Genomic DNA, 16045 nt, shown 5'->3' on the forward strand with positions numbered 1-16045 from the left:
CGGAACGTGATGGGTGAGTCAACTGTCAATCCGTCAACCAAGGTCCCCGCATGTCCGGAAATGCCAGGGCGGCCCGGCCTCGATCGCGTGCGGAGCAGCCCGGGTCCACTGTCGCAGCAGTGCCACGTACGATGTCCCCATGGCTTTCCTTCGCCGCCGTTCCGGCACACCGGCAGGTCCGGATTTCGACGTTCTCGCGATGGACCCCGGCGACTGGCCCGGCGACTTCGGCGCCGCGCTGCTGGCCGACCCCGAGGACGGCAGCTGTCAGGGAATCTTCCTGCGCTACGACCTGCTGGCCGGCCGCGGCCCCTCGATGCTGATCGGCAACCTCTGCGAGGGCTCGCCGGCCCGCGAGCCGGAGGACGGCGTGCCGTTCGAGGTCCGCCAACTGCTCGCGGCCATCGGCAATGACGAGCCGGTCGGCGTGGTCGACACCGAGGACTTCCCGGTGATGCTCGGCGACGACCTGCTGATCGTGAAGAAGGTCAAGCTCTCGGAGAGCCGGGTGTCCTGCGTGCAGTTCGGCCGCAGCGACGGGATCCAGGTCACGGTGACCACCTGGGACCGCCCGATCACCGACGATCTCTACAAGCTGCTGAAGCCTCTGCCTGCGGAGATGTTCCAGGCATAGAGGTTTTCGGGCACAGAGCCTTTGTTGACGGCCGCACGCGTGACTTCGTACATTCCGTTCATGCCCCGCCCCGAGCGTCCCCGCCGCCGATGACGACCGCCGCCCGCCACCCCGCCCTCGCCGACGCGCTCGCCGGGCTGCCCCGGGTGGTGGACCTGCTCGCCGCCCGGGCCGAGGAGCACGACCGCGACGCCTGCTTCCCTTACCAGGGCATCGAGGCCGTGCACGAGGCCGGACTGCTCACCCTGACCGTCTCCGAGCGGTACGGCGGGGCCGGCTGCGGCCTGGCCGACACCGTCCGGGTGCTCACCGAGCTGGGCCGGGGCGACCCCTCGGTCGCGCTGGTCGGCGCGCTCACCCTGCTCACCCACGCCCAGCAGGCGCTGGCCCCGTACTGGCCCGAGGCGGTCTACGCGGACCTGCTCGCCGACTCGGTGCGCGGCCCGGCCCTGATCGGCGTGCTCGGCCCCGACGACCACCGAGCCTCCCCGGCCCCGGCGGGCCCGGCCGCCCCGGCGGCGGAGACCACCGCGCGCCGGGACGGCCAGGACTGGCGGCTGACCGGCCGCGCCCCGCGGGTGGCCGGCGCCGAGGCCCTGGCCTGGATGGTGGTCTCCGCCCGCACCGGCGAGGAGCCGGGGCAGACCGCGCTGTTCCTGGTCCAGGGCGACGCCCCCGGGGTGCAGATCGAGCCCACCTGGGACCAGCTCGGCCTGCGCGCCACCGCCAGCCACGACGTGCTGTTCGACGACGTGCTGGTCGGCCCGGAGGCCGTGGTGCACACCTCGGCGCCGGTGCTGGACCGGTCCTGGCTGGACCTGGCCCTGCCCGCGGTCCACCTCGGGGTCGCCCGCGCCGCCAGGGACTGGCTGCTCGCCGCGCTCCGGCCGGGCCCGCAGGACGGCCGGCTCCACGCCGCCCTGGGCGGGATCGAGGTCGACCTGGTCACCGCGGAGGAACTGCTGCACTCGCTGGCCCGCCGGATCGACGAGGGCGACCCCGAAGGACCGGCCAGGACCGCCGCCGCCCGGATCGTCGCCACCCGCGCCGCGATCGGCGCGGTGGAGCAGGCGGTGGCGCTCAGCGGCAGCGCCGGGCTGAGCCGGGCGCACCCGCTGGAGCGCCACTTCCGCGATGTGCAGCACGCCCGCGGGCACGGCGCCGGCACCCAGGACCTGCTGGCCGAGGCCGGACGGCTGGCCCTGCTCCGCGGCGGACGCCGGGCGAACGGCGCCTGAACAAGCGGCTGGGCGGCGGCGGTTGACCGACCGTCAGCGGGTGCCGACGGCCGCCCGCACCGCGCGCCGGGCCATCGTGGCGTCCTCGTGCAGCCGCCGGATCAGTATCCGCTGCTCCTCGTTGGCCCCGGGCACGTCGTGCAGCCGGATCTCCCGGATCAGCACCAGGATCAGGTTCACCAGGAAGGCGTCCCGCGGCAGCGTCCCCGAGGACTGGGCGACCTGGCTGATCTGCCGCCGGGCCGCGGTGTCGCCGGAGAGCACGGTCCACAGCACCGCCAGGTCGTAGCCGGGCAGGTACCAGCCGGCCTGCTCCCAGTCGACGAACACCGGGCCCGAGGGGGCCAGCAGCACATTGGTCAGCAGCGCGTCCCCGTGGCAGAACTGCGGCGCGGTGTGCGCCAGGCCGTGCAGCAGGTGCTGCAGGTCGCCGGCGTCCCGGTCGGTGAGAAGCCCGAGCGCGTGGTAGCGGGCGATCTCGCGCGGGTAGTCCAGCGGCGCGTCGAAGGAACCGGTCGGCGGGCGCCACAGGTTGAGCGAGCGCACCGCGCCCAGGATCGCCCTGACCTCCCCCGGCGAGGGGGTGTTCACGGGGTGCCGCTCGCGCGCGGCGGGACGGCCGGGGACCCGCTCCATCAGCAGCACGCAGCGGTCGTTGTCGGCGGCGACCAGCTTGGGCAGCCGGGCCGGCGGCCGGTGCCGGACGAAGGTCCGGTACGCCGCCACCTCGCGGCGCAGCAGGTCGGCGGCCTCGCGGCCGGCCCGGGTGGCCTCCCGTCCGGCGGGTCCGGCCAGGCCGGGGTTGAGGCACTTGGCGACGACCGGGGTGCGGCCGGCCGTACCGGCCACCAGGAGGTGCTGGGCGTCCTCGCGCAGCAGCTGCCGGGGGACGAAGGCCGGACAGATCCTGGCTATTCCGGCGAGCGCCGCGCGCAGCACGGGTGACTGCTCGGCCGGGTTCTCCAGCCGCGGCCCGGCCGCGCCGGGGACGGCCCGGCGGCCGTCCGGCAGGGCGCGGCGCGGTACCGCGGGGGCGGGCTGCGGCCGGGGCCGGACCGGCTGGCCGTAGGGGTCCCGCTCGCGGGTCCGGGGGTCGGCGCCGATGGCGGGGCGGTGGCGCGGCGGTGCGGTGACCCGGGAGGTCGTTACTGGGGCGGGGGAGAGCGAAGGAGAGTACATGGGTGGATCCGGGTCCCTTCCTGGCGGGCTGCCGCCGGCGGGCCGGGAATGGCCCACCGCGTGTGCTGTGCTCGTACTGCGGTGCTGTGCTGGTACGGCCGTGCTGGGTTTTGAGGGGCGCGAACGCTGAAATCGCACGCCCCGGAGTGATCCCAATGACGGAGCGCCCTGGGGAGTGCGCCGTCCGGGGTTCCGTGGCCTGCGGCAACGTCCGCGCCACCCCGTTGCGCCACTCCTTAAACCCGCCCTGCCTCCAGCGATACCGGCCTGGTGGCGATGGGGTTGGGGTGGCGCGTTCCTACATGACACCCGATCACTCCTGGCGCATCAGTTGGCGGACCCTGGCGAACCCTGGCGAATGCTCGCCTGGCACATGACGCACGGTTAGCCTCGGAACTGCCGAGGAACCTGGGGGCTTGACGTGAGCAGAGGACCCAACACCCGATTCGCCGACCTGTTCGCCCTGACCGGATGGTCCAAGGGCGAGCTGGCGCGGCTGGTCAACCGGCGGGGCGCGGCGGTGGGACAGCAGCAGCTGTCCACCGACACCTCGCGAGTACGGCGCTGGATCGAACGCGGGGAGGTCCCGCGCGACCCGGTGCCGAGGGTGCTGGCTGCCCTGTTCACCGAGCGGCTCGGCCGTGTTGTCACCACTGAGGACCTCGGGTTCCAGCGACACCGGCACACAGGCTCGGGCAGCGGCGCGGACGACGCGCAGGACGAACCCTCCTGTGATCCCGGTCGCACCGCGGAGGTCCTCACCGAGTTCACGGGAATGGACCTCATGCTGAACCGACGCGGACTGATGGGCGCGAGCACCGCGCTGGCGGCGGGCGCGGCGATCGCGAACCCGCTGCACGACTGGATGACCGGCCGGGACGGATCGGCTTCCGCCGCCGGCCCCGGCACCGCTCCCTCCGGAGCCTTCGTACGCACCCCCGGCGCCGCGGCGCTGCCGGCGGGGGACTTCTACGAGGCCGGCCCGGTCGGCCTGGACGAGGTGGAGGCGCTGGAGAACTCCGTCGACGTGTTCCGGGCCTGGGACGCCTCGCGGGGCGGCGGCCTGCAGCGCAAGGCGGTGGTCGGCCAGCTCAACGAGGTCGGCGGGATGCTCACCTTCCAGCACCCGGAGGCGCTGTCCCGGCGGCTCTGGACCGTCGCCGCCAACCTCGCGGTGCTGGCCGGCTGGATGTCCCACGACGTGGGCCTGGAGCCGACCGCGCAGAAGTACTTCGTGATGGCCGTGCACGCGGCCCGCGAGGCCGGCGACAAGCCCAGGGCCGGCGAGGCGCTGTCCCGGGCCGCCCGGCAGATGGTGCACCTGGGGCGCCCCAACGACGCCCTCGACCTGATGCGGGTGGCCGAGGCCGGCAGCGGCGAGGACACCCTGCCGCGGACCAGGGCGATGCTGCGCACGGTGGAGGCCTGGGCGCATGCCTCGATGGGCCGTTCGCAGGCCACCCGGCGCACCCTCGGCGAGGCCGAGGACCTGTTCGCGCAGGACAACGGCGAACCGGGGCCCAGCTGGCTGCAGTTCTTCGACCGGGCCGACCTGCACGGGATGGAGGCCCTGGCCTACCGCACCCTGGCCGAGCACGACCCCTCCGCCGCGCCGCTGGCCCAGTACCACGCCCTGCAGGCCATCGACCTGCGCACCGGCGGCCACGACCGCTCCATGCTGTTCGACCGCCTGTCGCTGGCCTCGGCCTGCTACATCGCCAACAAGCCCGAGGAGGCCAGCAAGTACGCGGCGCTGGCGCTGAAGTCCACCAGCGAGATGTCCTCCCGCCGCACCTGGGACCGACTGCGTGAGATGTACCGGCTCACCGGGCGCTACGCGCAGCTCTCGGACGTCCGGGAACTGCGCGCGGACATCCTCAGCGCGATGCCCAACCGGAGCAGGCCGCAGCCGGTCTGAGCGTCCGCCTGCGGCGGGAGGGGGAGGCGGGCTGCGGGCGGCAGCAGGCAAAGGTGCACAGGTCGCCACCTGAACGGTACGATTCCGTGCCTCCTACCGGTAGGAATCGGTCCGGAGGTGCCCGTCGACCCGCCGTACGGGTATCCCGCAGGGAAATCCCTTTGCCTCCAGGACCGCCGCAACGGATGCTGACCTCATGTTCGAGCCCGCGATAGCGCCCAGCGCCTCCCTTCTCGGCCTGCTTCAGCGGGGCCGGGGGGACGGCACCCTGCACGCTCTGGCGGCCGAGCGTTTCGACGCTCTCGCCGCGCTGGAGGAGTGCGTCACCCGCGACCCCCGCCGCGACTGGCAGGTGGAGAACCGGTCGCTCTACTACGCCCGCCTCTACATGGAGCTCGAGGCACCGATCCAGGGCCTGGAGGACCATCTCTTCCACGTCGAGGACCTGCTCGACGGGGAGGAGTCACGCACCGGCCTCACCCTGGCCGTCCTGGGCCGGCTGGCCGGCTACGGCCGCCGCGACGCCCTGCTGCTGCTGCACCGCTATGCCGCCGTCGGCAGCAACTGGGCCTGGGCCCTGGACGAGCTGGCCCTGCGCGAGGACGACGCCGGTCTGGACGCCCTGGCCGGGCCGGTACTGGCCCGCTTCCCCGAGGGCCCCGAGGGCGACGCCGCCCTGCGCGCGGCCGTCCGCAACGCCTATGAGCCCCGGCCCTGGCACCTCTGGGCCGGCTCCCACCCACGGGTCGCCGCCGCCACCGAGCAGGCGCCCTTCGACCTCTGGCAACGACAGCTGGACCGACCCACCAACGCCCCCGCCTGGAGCACCGCGGCCGTACTGGCCTGGGCGGACGCCCCGGCGTCCGGCGGCGCGGGCGGGGCCGACGGCTTCGAGCGCCGGGTGGTCGCCGCGGCCCGCTGCCTGGACGCCGTGGTCGGCCCCGAGGACCTCCCGCTGCTGCTGGACACCGCCATGGACGGCGAGGACGGCGCCCGCTGCGCCGCGCTGCGGCACCTCGCCGACCACGACCACGAGCGGGCCCCCGAGCTGGTCGGGCGTGCCGCCGAGGACCTCTCCTCGCGCCAGGTCGCGGATTTCGGCCTGGCCACGCTGGCCCGGATGCGCAGCACCCGCTTCGTGGCCAGGGCCAGGATCTGGGCCGCCGAACCCGAGGGCGGCCCGCTGGCCGACGCCGCGGCCGGACTGCTGGCCTGCGTCGGCGAACCGGCCGACGCCCCGCTGGTGGTCGCCGCCCTGCACCGCTGGGTCTACCAGCGCGGGGCCGAGGGGGACGGACTCGCCGTCCTGGTCGAGGGCGTCGGGCGGCTGGCGGCCGCCGCGGGAGTGACCGTGCTGCGCCACATCTACGCCGAGACCAGCTGCTCGCAGCTGCGCGGCAGCGCCGCCAGGAGCCTCTCCGCGACCGATCCCTGCTTTCCGACCGGTGCGGCCGTGGAGTGCCTCTGGGACTGCGAGGAGGCCACCAGGGAGCTCGCCGCCCGGCATGTGTTCACCAAGGGCGACGGCAGGGTGCTGGACCGGCTGCGCAGACTCGCCGCCGATCCGGGCGAGGAAGCCGAGGTCCACGCGGCCGTACGGGGCAGGCTGAGCTCCGGCTGACGACGGGTCCGGGGCGGGCTGGGTCAGGTTTCGGGCCAGGGCTCTGGCCAGGGTTCGGGAATCGTTCGTCCGTGCGAAAGATCCCCTTGGCCCGGTGCACGTCGGGCCTGGACACAACACAGTCATGCGTGTCGCCATCGTCACCGAATCCTTCCCGCCGGACATCAACGGCGTCGCCCACTCCGTCCTCCGCACGGCTGAGCACCTGGTGCGACGCGGCCACCAGCCGCTCGTGATCGCACCGGCATCGGCCGCCCCGCCCACGACACCCGACCCCTGCCCGGTGGTCCGGCTCCCCGCCGTGCCGCTGCCCGGGTACCCGCAGGTGCGGCTCGCGCTGCCGACCCGGCGGCTGGAGCAGGTCATCGCCGGCCACCGCCCCGACATCGTCCACCTGGCCAGCCCCTTCGTCCTCGGTGCGCGCGGCATGGCCGCCGCCGACCGGCTCGGGGTCCCCGCCGTCGCCGTCTACCAGACCGACCTGGCCGGCTACGCCCGCGCCTACCGGGCCGGCAGCGGCCTGGGGGAGGTCGCGGCCTGGCGCCGACTGCGCGCCGTGCACGGCGCGGCGGCGCGGACCCTGGCCCCGTCCACCCCCGCCGCCCAGGACCTGACCGCGCACGGCGTGCCCCGGGTGAAGCTCTGGCAGCGCGGGGTCGACTCGGTGCGGTTCCACCCCGGGCACCGCGACGAGCGGCTGCGCCGTGAGCTGGCCCCGGACGGCGAGGTGCTGGTCGGCTACGTCGGACGGCTCGCCCCCGAGAAGCGGGTCGACCTGCTGGCCGGGGTCTGCGGCCTGCCGGGGATCCGGCTGGTGGTGGTCGGCGAGGGCCCCAGCGAGCCGATGCTGCGTCAGGCCCTGCCCGGCGCCGCCTTCCTGGGCCGGATGACCGGCGACGAGCTCGCGGCGCTGTTCGCCTCGCTGGACGTGTTCGTCCACACCGGGCCGATGGAGACCTTCTGCCAGACCATCCAGGAGGCCATGGCCAGCGGGATCGCCGTGGTCGGGCCCGCCGTCGGCGGGCCGCTCGACCTGGTCGCCCACCGCAGGACCGGGCTGCTGGTCCAGCCCAAGGACGTGCGCGCGGTCACCGCGGCGGTGGCCACCCTGGCCGCCGACCCGGCGCTGCGGGCCCGCTACGGCGAGGCCGCCCGCACCGAGGTCGCCGGCCGGACCTGGGAGTCGGTGGGGGACCAGCTGATCGACCACTACGGAGCGGTGCTCGCCGAGCACCGCTCCGCCCGGGCGGTCGGCGCGGCGGGCGGTGCCGCCGCATGAGCGGGCTGAGGATCGTGCGGCTCGCCAACTTCGTCACCCCGGTCTCCGGCGGCCTGCGCACCGCGCTGCGGCAGCTGGGCGCCGGCTACGCGGCGGCGGGGCACCAGCCGGTGCTGATCATCCCGGGGGCCGCCGCCGACGATCGGGAGACCGGCCAGGGACGGGTGATCACCCTGCCCGGCCGCCCGGTGCCGGGCACCGGGGGCTACCGGGTGCTGCTCGACCGCTCCCGGGTCGCCGAGGTGCTGGCCCGGCTGCGGCCGGACCGGCTGGAGGTCTCCGACCGCAGCACCCTGCGCTGGACCGGCGCCTGGGCCCGGCAGCACGGCGTGCCGGCCGCGATGGTCTCCCACGAGAGCCTGGACGGCCTGCTGCGGACCTGGGGGCTCACCGGCCCGCTGGCCCGGCGGGCGGCCGACCGGCTCAACACCGCGACCGCACGGGACTACCGGGCGGTCATCTGCACCACCGGCTGGGCAGCCGCCGAGTTCCACCGGGTGGGGGCGCGCAATGTGATCCAGGCGCCGCTGGGGGTGGACCTGGAGCAGTTCGGCCCCGGGTACCGCAGCGCCGCCGCCCGCGCCCACTACGCGGGACCGGAGGAACTGCTGCTGGTGATGTGCTCGCGGCTGTCGCCGGAGAAGCGGCCCGACCGGGCCCTGGACGCCCTGGCCGAGCTGCGCCGCCGGAACGTCCCGGCCGTGCTGGTGGTGGCCGGGGAGGGCCCGCTGCGGGCCCGGCTGACGGCACGGGCGGCGGCGCAGCGGCTTCCGGTGCGGTTCACCGGGCACCTGGGCTCCACGGCGGCCCTGTCCGGCCTGCTGGCCAGTGCCGACGCGGTGCTGGCACCGGGGCCGATCGAGACCTTCGGACTGGCCGCCCTGGAGGCACTGGCCTGCGGGACCCCGGTGGTGGTCAGCGCCTCCTCGGCCCTGCCGCGGCTGGTCGGCTCCGCCGGGGCGGTCGCCGCCGACACCGGCGCAGGCTTCGCCGACGGCGTCCAGCGGCTGCTGGCCCGGCCGGAGCCCGAGCGCCGCCAAGCCGCCAGGGACCGCGCCGAGCGCTACGGCTGGGACCGCGCCGTCGACCGCTTCCTGGCCGCGCACGGGGCTTTCGGCGATCAGGGCCCCAGCGATCGCATGCCTGCCGACCGGGTGCCCGCCGACCGCATGCCCAGCGCCGTGGCCGAGGGGGTCGGACCGTGATCCCGCTGCGGGTGGCCGCACTGGGCGACTCCCTCACCGAAGGGCTCGGCGACCGCGCGGCGGACGGCGCCTGGCGCGGGTGGGCCGCCCTGCTGGCGGGCGGCCTGGCCCCGCTCGCCGAGGCCGTGGAACTGCGCAACCTCGCGGTGAGCGGGGCCAGGACCCCGGATGTGCTGCACCGTCAACTCCCTTCGGCCCAGCACCACCGGCCGCAGCTGGCCTCGGTGGTGGTGGGGGTCAACGACACCCTGCGGGCCGCCTACGACATCAACGCGGTGGCCCGGAACCTGGACGCGACCCTGGGGGCGCTCGCCGACGACGGCGCGCTGCTGCTCACCGCCTGCCTGCCCGACCCGGGCCGGATGCTGGGCCTGCCCGCCTCGCTGGCCCGGCCGCTGGCCCGCCGGATGCGCAGCGTGAACGAGGTGGTGCACGCCCTCAGCGAGCGCTACGGCGCCGTCCATGTCCATGTGGTCGACTGCGACTGGGTGCACGACCCCCGGATGTGGAGCGTCGACCGGCTGCATCCGAGCGAGCGCGGCCATCGCGCCCTGGCCAGGGAGTTCCACGCGCTGCTGGCGGCCAGGGGCGTGGCGGCCGGTCCCGCCCCCGGCGCCGAACCCACCGGCGCCGCTCCCGGCCGGGCCGCCGGGGTGTGGTGGATGGCCACCAGGGGCACCCGCTGGGTGCTCGAACGCTGCACCGACCTGCTGCCGGACCTGCTGCGGCTGGCCGCCGCCGAAGTACGGCAGCGCAGCTCGGACCGGCTCGACCGGGAGGCGGCGGCCCTCACCGCCGCGGTGCTGGCCGGGCTCGGCCCCGACCGCCGCGGAAGCGGCGTCGGCGGGCCGGGCCCTCTCAAGGCCGTCAGCTGATCAGCGCGTCAGCTGATCAGCGCCGCGCGTACGCAGAGCACGCTGGGCAGGTGCTCGGTGAGCAGCTGCCAGGAGTCGCCCTCGTCCGCGCTGCCGTAGACCTCGCCGTTGCGGTTGCCGAAGTACACCCCGGCCGGATCGGCGTCGTCCAGGCTCAGCGCGTCCCGCAGCACCACCCCGTAGTGCGCCTCCTGCGGCAGCCCGGTGGACAGCGGCTGCCAGGTCTCGCCCGCGTCCTCGGTGCGGTAGACCCGGCAGCGGTGCTCGGGGGGCAGCCGCTCGTAGTCGGCCACCAGCGGGAACACATAGGCGGTGCCGGAGCGGTGCGGGTGCGCCGCGACGGCGAAGCCGAAGTCGGCGGGCAGGTCCGCGTGGATCGGCTTCCAGTTCGCCCCGGCGTCGTCGCTGCGGTAGACCCCGCCGTGGTTCTGCAGGTAGAGCCGGGAGGGGTCGCCGGCATCGGCCGCGATCTTGTGCACGCACTGCCCGAACTCCGGGTAGCGGTCCGGCTGGAACCGGGCCTCCACACCGGTGTTGGAGGCGGTCCAGCTCTCGCCGCGGTCCGGCGATCGGTAGACGCCGCCGGTCGAGACGGCCACGGTGAGCAGGTCGGCGTCGGCCCGGTCGACCAGGATGGTGTGCAGTCCCTGGCCGCCGAAGCCGGCCCCCCAGTCCTTGCGCTGCGGATGCTCCCAGAGGTGCTCGAGCAGTGAGAAGGACTCACCGCCGTCGGTGGAGCGGAACAGCGCGGCGGGCTCGGTGCCGGCGTAGACCACGGCCGGTTCCTGCGGGCCCGCGGGCTGGAGCTGCCAGACCCGTTCGAGTGACGTGCCGGTCGACTCGGGGAAGCGCACGGCCGGCTGTTTCGGCTCCTGCCAGCTGGCGCCCAGGTCGTCGGAGTGGAACACCGAGGGACCCCAGTGGCTGCTGTCCGCGCCCACCAGGATGCGCGGGGAGCCGCTCCGGCGGTCGATCGCCACCGAGTACACCCCCTGCATCACGAAGTGCGGGCCGTCCCAGCTCCAGGAGCGGCGGTCCTCGCTGCGCCCCAGGAACAGACCCTTGGCCGTGCCGACGGCCAGCAGTACCTCACCCATCGCGGGTCACTCCCTCCACGTCGGTCCACCGACGGTTCAGCAGTCTTCTCTCGGTACGAGTCATTGTCCTCGAATCGCGCGTATGTTCACCTGGATGAGCGAATAAATCGAACTGGGGTTCCAGGTGCCGCCTGTGCGGCGGCGCTCAGGTCCTCCACCCTGACCACCCCGACCACGGGGTAGCCGCCGGTGGTCGGGTGATCGGCCAGGAAGACCACGGGCAGTCCGTCCGGGGGCACCTGCACCGCGCCCAGCACCATTCCCTCGCTCGGCAGTTCGCCCCGCCCCGGCCTCCGTTCGAGCGCCGGGCCGGCCAGCCGCAGCCCGACCCGGTTGCTCGCCGGGGAGACCGTGTAGCGGGCCGTGGCCAGCAGCCGCAGCGCCGCCTCGGTGAACCAGTCCTCGCGCGGCCCCGGCTCCAGACGCAGCGGCAGTTCCCGCGGCGGCGCGGGCAGCGGCAGCCCGTCCAGCCGGAGCGGAGGGCCGGTGACCGGGCCCAGCGGCAGCCGCTGCCCCGCCGCCAGCGGGGCCGGGCCAAGACCGGACAGCAGGTCGGCCGACCGGCTGCCCAGCACCCGCGGCACGTCCACCCCGCCGCTCAGCGCCAGCCAGCAGCGCACCCCCGAGCTCGCCGCCCCCAGTTCCAGCACCCCGCCGGCCGGGACCGGCACCGGAGCGCCCCAGGCCGCCGGCCGGCCGTCCAGCAGCACCGGCGCGGGCGCGCCGACCACCGCCGCCACCAGCGGTACCAGCGCCCGCAGGGCCACCCCGCCGAGCGTGGTCTCCAGCACGGCGGCCCCGGGGGTATTGCCGACCAGCAGGTTGGCCAGCCGGAAGGCCACCGGGTCCAGGGCCCCGGCCCTGGGCACCCCGAGCGCGGCCACCCCGGTCCGTCCCGCGTCCTGCACCGTGGTCAGCGGGCCCGGCCGCAGCACCTCCACGGCCCGGCCCCCGGCCGCGCCCCCGGTCCCGGTGGTGTGCGATGCGCCGTGTGCCCCGGCGGAGACGGCTTCCGGGCCGACCGGCCGGAACCGCACCCGGGTGCCGGGCACCAGCAGCGCCGCGGGCTCGCGCGCCGGGTCCCACAGCGGCAGCCCGGTGCGTCCGAGCAGCTGCCAGCCGCCGGGGGAGGGCCCCGGGTACACCCCGGTGTAGGTCCCGGCCAGCGCCACCGACCCGGCCGGCACCCGGGTCCGCGGCGTGGCCCGGCGCGGGACCGCGTAGCGCTCGGGCAGGCCGGTCAGATAGGCGAACCCGGGGGCGAAGCCGCAGAAGGCCACCCGGTACTCCTGCTCGGCGTGGATCCGCACCGCCGCCTCGGCGGACACCCCCCACTGTGCGGCGACCTCCGCCAGGTCCGCCCCGTCGTACACGGTGGGGACCTCGACCAGCGGCCCGTCCGCGGCCGGCACCGGGTCCGGCGTGCACCCCCGGTAGCGGGCGGCGACCCGGGCCGGCTGCTCCACCCCGTCCAGCAGCACGGTCCGCGCCGCCGGGACGACCTCCGCCACCGGGCCCAGTCGGCCCGCGGCCTGATCCTTCGTCAGTTCGGCCAGCAGTCCGGCCACTTCGGCGTCCCCGGCGACCTCGAGCAGCAGCGCCGAGCGGCCCACCCGGCGCACCGTCACACTCATACGAAGGCCCCGACACCCACGCCCGCGGCCAGCAGCGCCTCCCTGACCCGGACCGCCAGCGCCGCCGCGCCGGGGGTGTCGCCGTGCAGGCACAGCGAGCGGGCCCGCACCGGGATGACCGAGCCGTCCACGGCCACCACCTCGCCGTCCCCGGCCATCCGCACCGCCCGCGCCACCACCTGGTCCTGGTCGTGCAGCACCGCGCCCGGCTCGGTGCGCGGCAGCAGGGTGCCCCCGGGGGTGTAGGCGCGGTCGGCGAAGGCCTCGGCCACCACCGGCAGCCCGGCCGCCTCCGCCGCCGCCAGCAGCGCCGATCCGGGCAGGCCGAGGACCGGCAGCCCGCGCCCGGCGGCCCGCCGGAAGGCCAGCAGCGCGTCCACCACCGCTCCGGCCTGCTGCTCGTCGTGCACCACCCGGTTGTAGAGCGCCCCGTGCGGCTTCAGATAGCCGACCTCCGCCCCGGCGGCCCGGGCGAACAGGTCCAACGCGCCCAGCTGGTAGCTGATTTCGTCCGCCAGTTCGGAGCGCGGGACGTCCATCGCGCGCCGCCCGAACCCGGCCAGGTCCCGGTACGACACCTGGGCCCCGATCCGCACGCCGCGCCGGGCCGCGGACTCGCACACCCGTCGCATCGTCGAAGGGTCGCCCGCATGGAAGCCGCAGGCGACGTTGGCACTCGTCACCACCCCGAGCAGGGTTTCGTCCTCGGTCAACGTCCAGCGCCCGAAGCCCTCACCGAGGTCGGCGTTGAGATCGATCATCACCATGGTCGGAGATCCTAGGGGAGCCCAGCCGTGTGCAAGGTCACACAATTGCCCGCAATCTGTGGCGTTTGGGAGCTTGTCAGTACCACCCCCTAACCTTTGGTCCATGACCACGACCGTCGACACCAGTCGCCCGGCGCCGGGTCCAGCCGCCGACGAGGGGCTGGCCCGGCGGCTGCGTGCGCTCGCCTGCACCGCGCCGCTGCACGACCTGGACAGCCGCAAGGCCAACCTCGCGGGCGAGTACGCGGTCTACGGCATGGCCGAGGTCGCGCTGTCCGCGATCGACCTGGTCACCCTGCAGATGGACTTCGACACCGGCGCCGACCGGGACCAGGTGCTGGCCCGGCTGCAGCCCCGGGTCGCCGCCCAGGCCCCGCAGCGCCCCTGGACCGAGCACGAGCGGGTGGCCCGCTGGGTGCTGGAGTCGCTGATCAACGTCGGCAGCGTGGACCGCGGCTTCCGCGCCGTCTACGGCACCTTCGCCACCGACGGCTCCTACGTCCGCCGCGACTACGACTTCAAGCTGATCGAGGAGGTCCCGGGCCCGGACGGCGGGGTCTACCTGCGCACCACCGACGAGGCCGTGAACGTCCTGGTCGGCGCGCTGGACACGGATGTCACCAGCGCCCAGATCGCGGCCGAGGTGAAGCTCGAGGTGCTGATCAGCCGGGGCCGGCTCGCCGACGCCCAACTCGCCGCCGAGCAGGCCCGCTACCGCACGGTCCAGTTCGCCGAGACGCTGCGCCGCGCGCTGGAGGCGACCCGCCGCAACGTCCGCGCGGTGGACTGGATGGAGACCGTCCCCGACCTGATCGCCGAGGCGCTGGACCACATCGCCGACCGCTACCGGCACGAGAACGCCATCCTCACCAACATCCGCCGGGCCAGGGACGAGTCGGAGGACCCGGAGCACAAGCGCCGCGCCGCCGAACTGGTCGACATCGTCAAGGACTGCATCCGGCGGCACACCCAGCTGCAGACCCGGCTGCTGGAGGCCGGCCCGCTGTTCCGCGCCGAGCAGGACCGGCAGGCCTTCGCCGCGCCCACCGCCCGCAGCGGCCTGGACCTCTACGGGCAGCTGCTGGCACCGCTGCTGCGGCTGCCGCTGGAACAGGCGGCGCGGGTCACCGACGCCTTCTTCGGTCGCGCCATAGGGCTGCGCACCCCGGTCTCGGTCCGGGTCACCGACCTGGTCGACGTGCTGCTCACCCCGCCGGTCGAGCGCGAGCACCTGGGCGCCGAGCTGCCCGAGCCCGACCTGATGGACACCCCCGACGACAGCCGCTTCTCCGAGGCCCAGCTGGACGCCGCGCACGAACTGCTCGACCTCCCCGCCGACGCCCCGCGCCGGCTGTCCGGGCTGCTCGCCGAGGCCCGCCGGCGCGACCACGAACTCCCGTACCTGGTCGCCCTGCTGGCCATCCACTCGGCCAGCCCCTCGGTCGGCACGGCCTACCGCCAGGGCGAGGAGCGGCTGCCCTTCGCCGTGGACGACGGAACCCGGCTGGACGACCCCGAGTTCGGCGGCGCCGACCTGATCGTCGGCAGCGCCCTGCTCGACGCCGCCGCGATGGCGGCCGACCGCAGCGAGGCCGCGCCATGAGCCGCACCCGCCGCCCCCCGGCCGCGCCGCCCGCCCTGCCCGGCCACCCCGTGGCGCCCGCCGAGCCCACCGCAGACCCCGCCCCGTTCGCCGGGGACCCGCACCGCCAGGAGCCGCGCCCGTGACTACCTACGCCGACGCACCCGTGCCCGCCCCGCCGGGGATCAGCCCCGGCGACGTGGCCGACGCCTCCCGGCTGGTCTCCTTCGGCCTGCAGCCCAAGCTGCTCCCGGCCCGTGACGCCGAGTACGGCGAGCTGGTCCGCCGCTACCGCGACGACCCGGCCTTCGCCCGGCTCGCCGACGCCGTCGGCACCGGCCTGGGCCTGATCGTGCTGGAGGTCTCGCCCCGGGCCGGGATGGCCGTGGCCGCCGCCGAGGACTCGGTCTTCGCGGTCCGCCTCGGCGACTACTCCCGCCGCGCCGCCTCCGAGTCCACCGACCGCTTCCTGCACGGCCTGGCCCATCTCGCGGTCGCCGCCCTGGCCTTCCCCCGCCCCGAGGACCTGGCCGACGACGGCTACCTCGGCCGGATCACCGTCAACGGCGTGGACACCTTCGTCCGCCAGGTCTGCCGCCGGCTGGAGGACCGGGCCGACGCCGAGGGCGCCAATACCGACCCGGTCAGCGACGCCCCCGGGCTCGAGGTCGCCTGGCGGGTGTACGCGCGGCGCAGCGCCACCGGCGCCACCAAGGACGCCCGCCGCCTGTCCGGCTCCACCATCGGCATCGTCGGCAAGGCGATGGCCTTCCTGGTCGACTCCGGCTTCCTGCAGAAGACCTCGGACGACTCCGGCGGCACCTTCCGCACCACCGCCCGCTACCAGCTGCAGGTCCGCGACCTGGCCGGCAGCGCCGCGATGAGCGAGCTGCTGGCCCTCGGCGTGGTCCCGGTCAGCGACGGCAGCGCCAGCCTGCTGCCGCCCGACCCCACCGAGGAACTGGTCGCCGACGCCGGCCTGCCCTTCTTTTCCCGCCCGAGCACGGAGATCTGAC

At 75.4% G+C, this 16045-nt stretch carries 14 protein-coding genes; 10 read left to right on the forward strand and 4 right to left on the reverse strand.

Annotated elements, in window-relative coordinates; genetic code table 11:
- Positions 1–139: 139 nt before the first annotated feature.
- A complete protein-coding gene (locus ACEZDG_RS25890) occupies positions 140–634 on the forward strand; it encodes a hypothetical protein (protein WP_380513639.1) in 495 nt (164 codons plus the stop codon).
- 89 nt (positions 635–723) lie between these two features.
- Positions 724–1872, forward strand: a complete 1149-nt coding sequence (locus tag ACEZDG_RS25895) for an acyl-CoA dehydrogenase family protein (protein ID WP_380513641.1) — start codon at positions 724–726, stop codon at positions 1870–1872.
- A 33-nt stretch (positions 1873–1905) separates the two neighbouring features.
- On the opposite strand, the gene ACEZDG_RS25900 is transcribed toward ACEZDG_RS25895, so the two are convergent.
- On the reverse strand, positions 1906–3051 hold the full coding sequence (locus ACEZDG_RS25900) for a phosphotransferase (RefSeq protein ID WP_380513642.1): 1146 nt from the start codon (positions 3049–3051) through the stop codon (positions 1906–1908).
- 421 nt (positions 3052–3472) lie between these two features.
- On the opposite strand from ACEZDG_RS25900, the gene ACEZDG_RS25905 reads away from it, so the two are divergent.
- The 5 genes from ACEZDG_RS25905 to ACEZDG_RS25925 all read left to right on the forward strand — a co-directional run bounded on the left by ACEZDG_RS25905 (position 3473) and on the right by ACEZDG_RS25925 (position 9949).
- Positions 3473–4969 carry a DNA-binding protein NsdB gene (locus tag ACEZDG_RS25905; RefSeq protein ID WP_380513644.1) on the forward strand — a complete coding sequence of 499 codons (1497 nt, stop codon included), beginning with the start codon at positions 3473–3475 and terminating at the stop codon, positions 4967–4969.
- A gap of 196 nt (positions 4970–5165) precedes the next feature.
- A complete protein-coding gene (locus ACEZDG_RS25910; protein ID WP_380513646.1) occupies positions 5166–6590 on the forward strand; it encodes a HEAT repeat domain-containing protein in 1425 nt (474 codons plus the stop codon).
- Positions 6591–6714: 124 nt separating this feature from the next.
- Positions 6715–7869, forward strand: coding sequence for a glycosyltransferase family 4 protein (locus ACEZDG_RS25915; protein ID WP_380513648.1), 1155 nt, complete (start codon positions 6715–6717; stop codon positions 7867–7869).
- Positions 7866–9074, forward strand: a complete 1209-nt coding sequence (locus ACEZDG_RS25920) for a glycosyltransferase (RefSeq protein ID WP_380513650.1) — start codon at positions 7866–7868, stop codon at positions 9072–9074. Before ACEZDG_RS25915 ends, ACEZDG_RS25920 begins: the two co-directional genes overlap by 4 nt.
- A complete protein-coding gene (locus ACEZDG_RS25925) occupies positions 9071–9949 on the forward strand; it encodes an SGNH/GDSL hydrolase family protein (RefSeq protein WP_380513652.1) in 879 nt (292 codons plus the stop codon). Before ACEZDG_RS25920 ends, ACEZDG_RS25925 begins: the two co-directional genes overlap by 4 nt.
- A gap of 8 nt (positions 9950–9957) precedes the next feature.
- Here ACEZDG_RS25925 and ACEZDG_RS25930 read toward each other — a convergent pair whose 3' ends face one another.
- The 3 genes from ACEZDG_RS25930 to ACEZDG_RS25940 all read right to left on the reverse strand — a co-directional run bounded on the left by ACEZDG_RS25930 (position 9958) and on the right by ACEZDG_RS25940 (position 13441).
- Positions 9958–11046: a WD40/YVTN/BNR-like repeat-containing protein gene (locus ACEZDG_RS25930; protein ID WP_380513654.1), complete on the reverse strand. Its 1089-nt coding sequence runs from the start codon at positions 11044–11046 to the stop codon at positions 9958–9960.
- 86 nt (positions 11047–11132) lie between these two features.
- A complete protein-coding gene (locus ACEZDG_RS25935; protein ID WP_380513656.1) occupies positions 11133–12680 on the reverse strand; it encodes a 5-oxoprolinase subunit B/C family protein in 1548 nt (515 codons plus the stop codon).
- On the reverse strand, positions 12677–13441 hold the full coding sequence (locus tag ACEZDG_RS25940) for a LamB/YcsF family protein (RefSeq protein WP_380513701.1): 765 nt from the start codon (positions 13439–13441) through the stop codon (positions 12677–12679). Before ACEZDG_RS25940 ends, ACEZDG_RS25935 begins: the two co-directional genes overlap by 4 nt.
- 109 nt (positions 13442–13550) lie before the next feature.
- Here ACEZDG_RS25940 and ACEZDG_RS25945 point away from each other — a divergent pair, with 109 nt between their 5' ends.
- Genes ACEZDG_RS25945 through ACEZDG_RS25955 form a run of 3 tightly spaced genes read left to right on the forward strand, consistent with a single transcriptional unit; the run spans position 13551 to position 16044 of the window.
- Positions 13551–15050: a hypothetical protein gene (locus tag ACEZDG_RS25945; protein WP_380513658.1), complete on the forward strand. Its 1500-nt coding sequence runs from the start codon at positions 13551–13553 to the stop codon at positions 15048–15050.
- Complete coding sequence (locus tag ACEZDG_RS25950) at positions 15047–15175, forward strand: hypothetical protein (RefSeq protein WP_380513660.1); 129 nt, start codon at positions 15047–15049, stop codon at positions 15173–15175. Before ACEZDG_RS25945 ends, ACEZDG_RS25950 begins: the two co-directional genes overlap by 4 nt.
- Positions 15172–16044 carry a hypothetical protein gene (locus ACEZDG_RS25955; RefSeq protein ID WP_380513662.1) on the forward strand — a complete coding sequence of 291 codons (873 nt, stop codon included), beginning with the start codon at positions 15172–15174 and terminating at the stop codon, positions 16042–16044. Before ACEZDG_RS25950 ends, ACEZDG_RS25955 begins: the two co-directional genes overlap by 4 nt.
- Position 16045 lies beyond the last annotated feature (1 nt).

It is taken from the genome of Streptacidiphilus alkalitolerans (assembly GCF_042511045.1).
Classification (GTDB): Bacteria; Actinomycetota; Actinomycetes; order Streptomycetales; family Streptomycetaceae; genus Streptacidiphilus; species Streptacidiphilus alkalitolerans.

What these genes read in the sequence shown, in the direction of transcription:
- ACEZDG_RS25890 (WP_380513639.1), top strand. Translation starts at nt 140, where the DNA reads ATGGCTTTCCTTCGCCGCCGTTCCGGCACACCGGCAGGTCCGGATTTC.
- ACEZDG_RS25895 (WP_380513641.1), top strand. Translation starts at nt 724, where the DNA reads ATGACGACCGCCGCCCGCCACCCCGCCCTCGCCGACGCGCTCGCCGGG.
- ACEZDG_RS25900 (WP_380513642.1), bottom strand. Translation starts at nt 3,051, where the DNA reads ATGTACTCTCCTTCGCTCTCCCCCGCCCCAGTAACGACCTCCCGGGTC.
- ACEZDG_RS25910 (WP_380513646.1), top strand. Translation starts at nt 5,166, where the DNA reads ATGTTCGAGCCCGCGATAGCGCCCAGCGCCTCCCTTCTCGGCCTGCTT.
- ACEZDG_RS25915 (WP_380513648.1), top strand. Translation starts at nt 6,715, where the DNA reads ATGCGTGTCGCCATCGTCACCGAATCCTTCCCGCCGGACATCAACGGC.
- ACEZDG_RS25920 (WP_380513650.1), top strand. Translation starts at nt 7,866, where the DNA reads ATGAGCGGGCTGAGGATCGTGCGGCTCGCCAACTTCGTCACCCCGGTC.
- ACEZDG_RS25930 (WP_380513654.1), bottom strand. Translation starts at nt 11,046, where the DNA reads ATGGGTGAGGTACTGCTGGCCGTCGGCACGGCCAAGGGTCTGTTCCTG.
- ACEZDG_RS25935 (WP_380513656.1), bottom strand. Translation starts at nt 12,680, where the DNA reads ATGAGTGTGACGGTGCGCCGGGTGGGCCGCTCGGCGCTGCTGCTCGAG.
- ACEZDG_RS25940 (WP_380513701.1), bottom strand. Translation starts at nt 13,441, where the DNA reads ATGATCGATCTCAACGCCGACCTCGGTGAGGGCTTCGGGCGCTGGACG.
- ACEZDG_RS25945 (WP_380513658.1), top strand. Translation starts at nt 13,551, where the DNA reads ATGACCACGACCGTCGACACCAGTCGCCCGGCGCCGGGTCCAGCCGCC.
- ACEZDG_RS25950 (WP_380513660.1), top strand. Translation starts at nt 15,047, where the DNA reads ATGAGCCGCACCCGCCGCCCCCCGGCCGCGCCGCCCGCCCTGCCCGGC.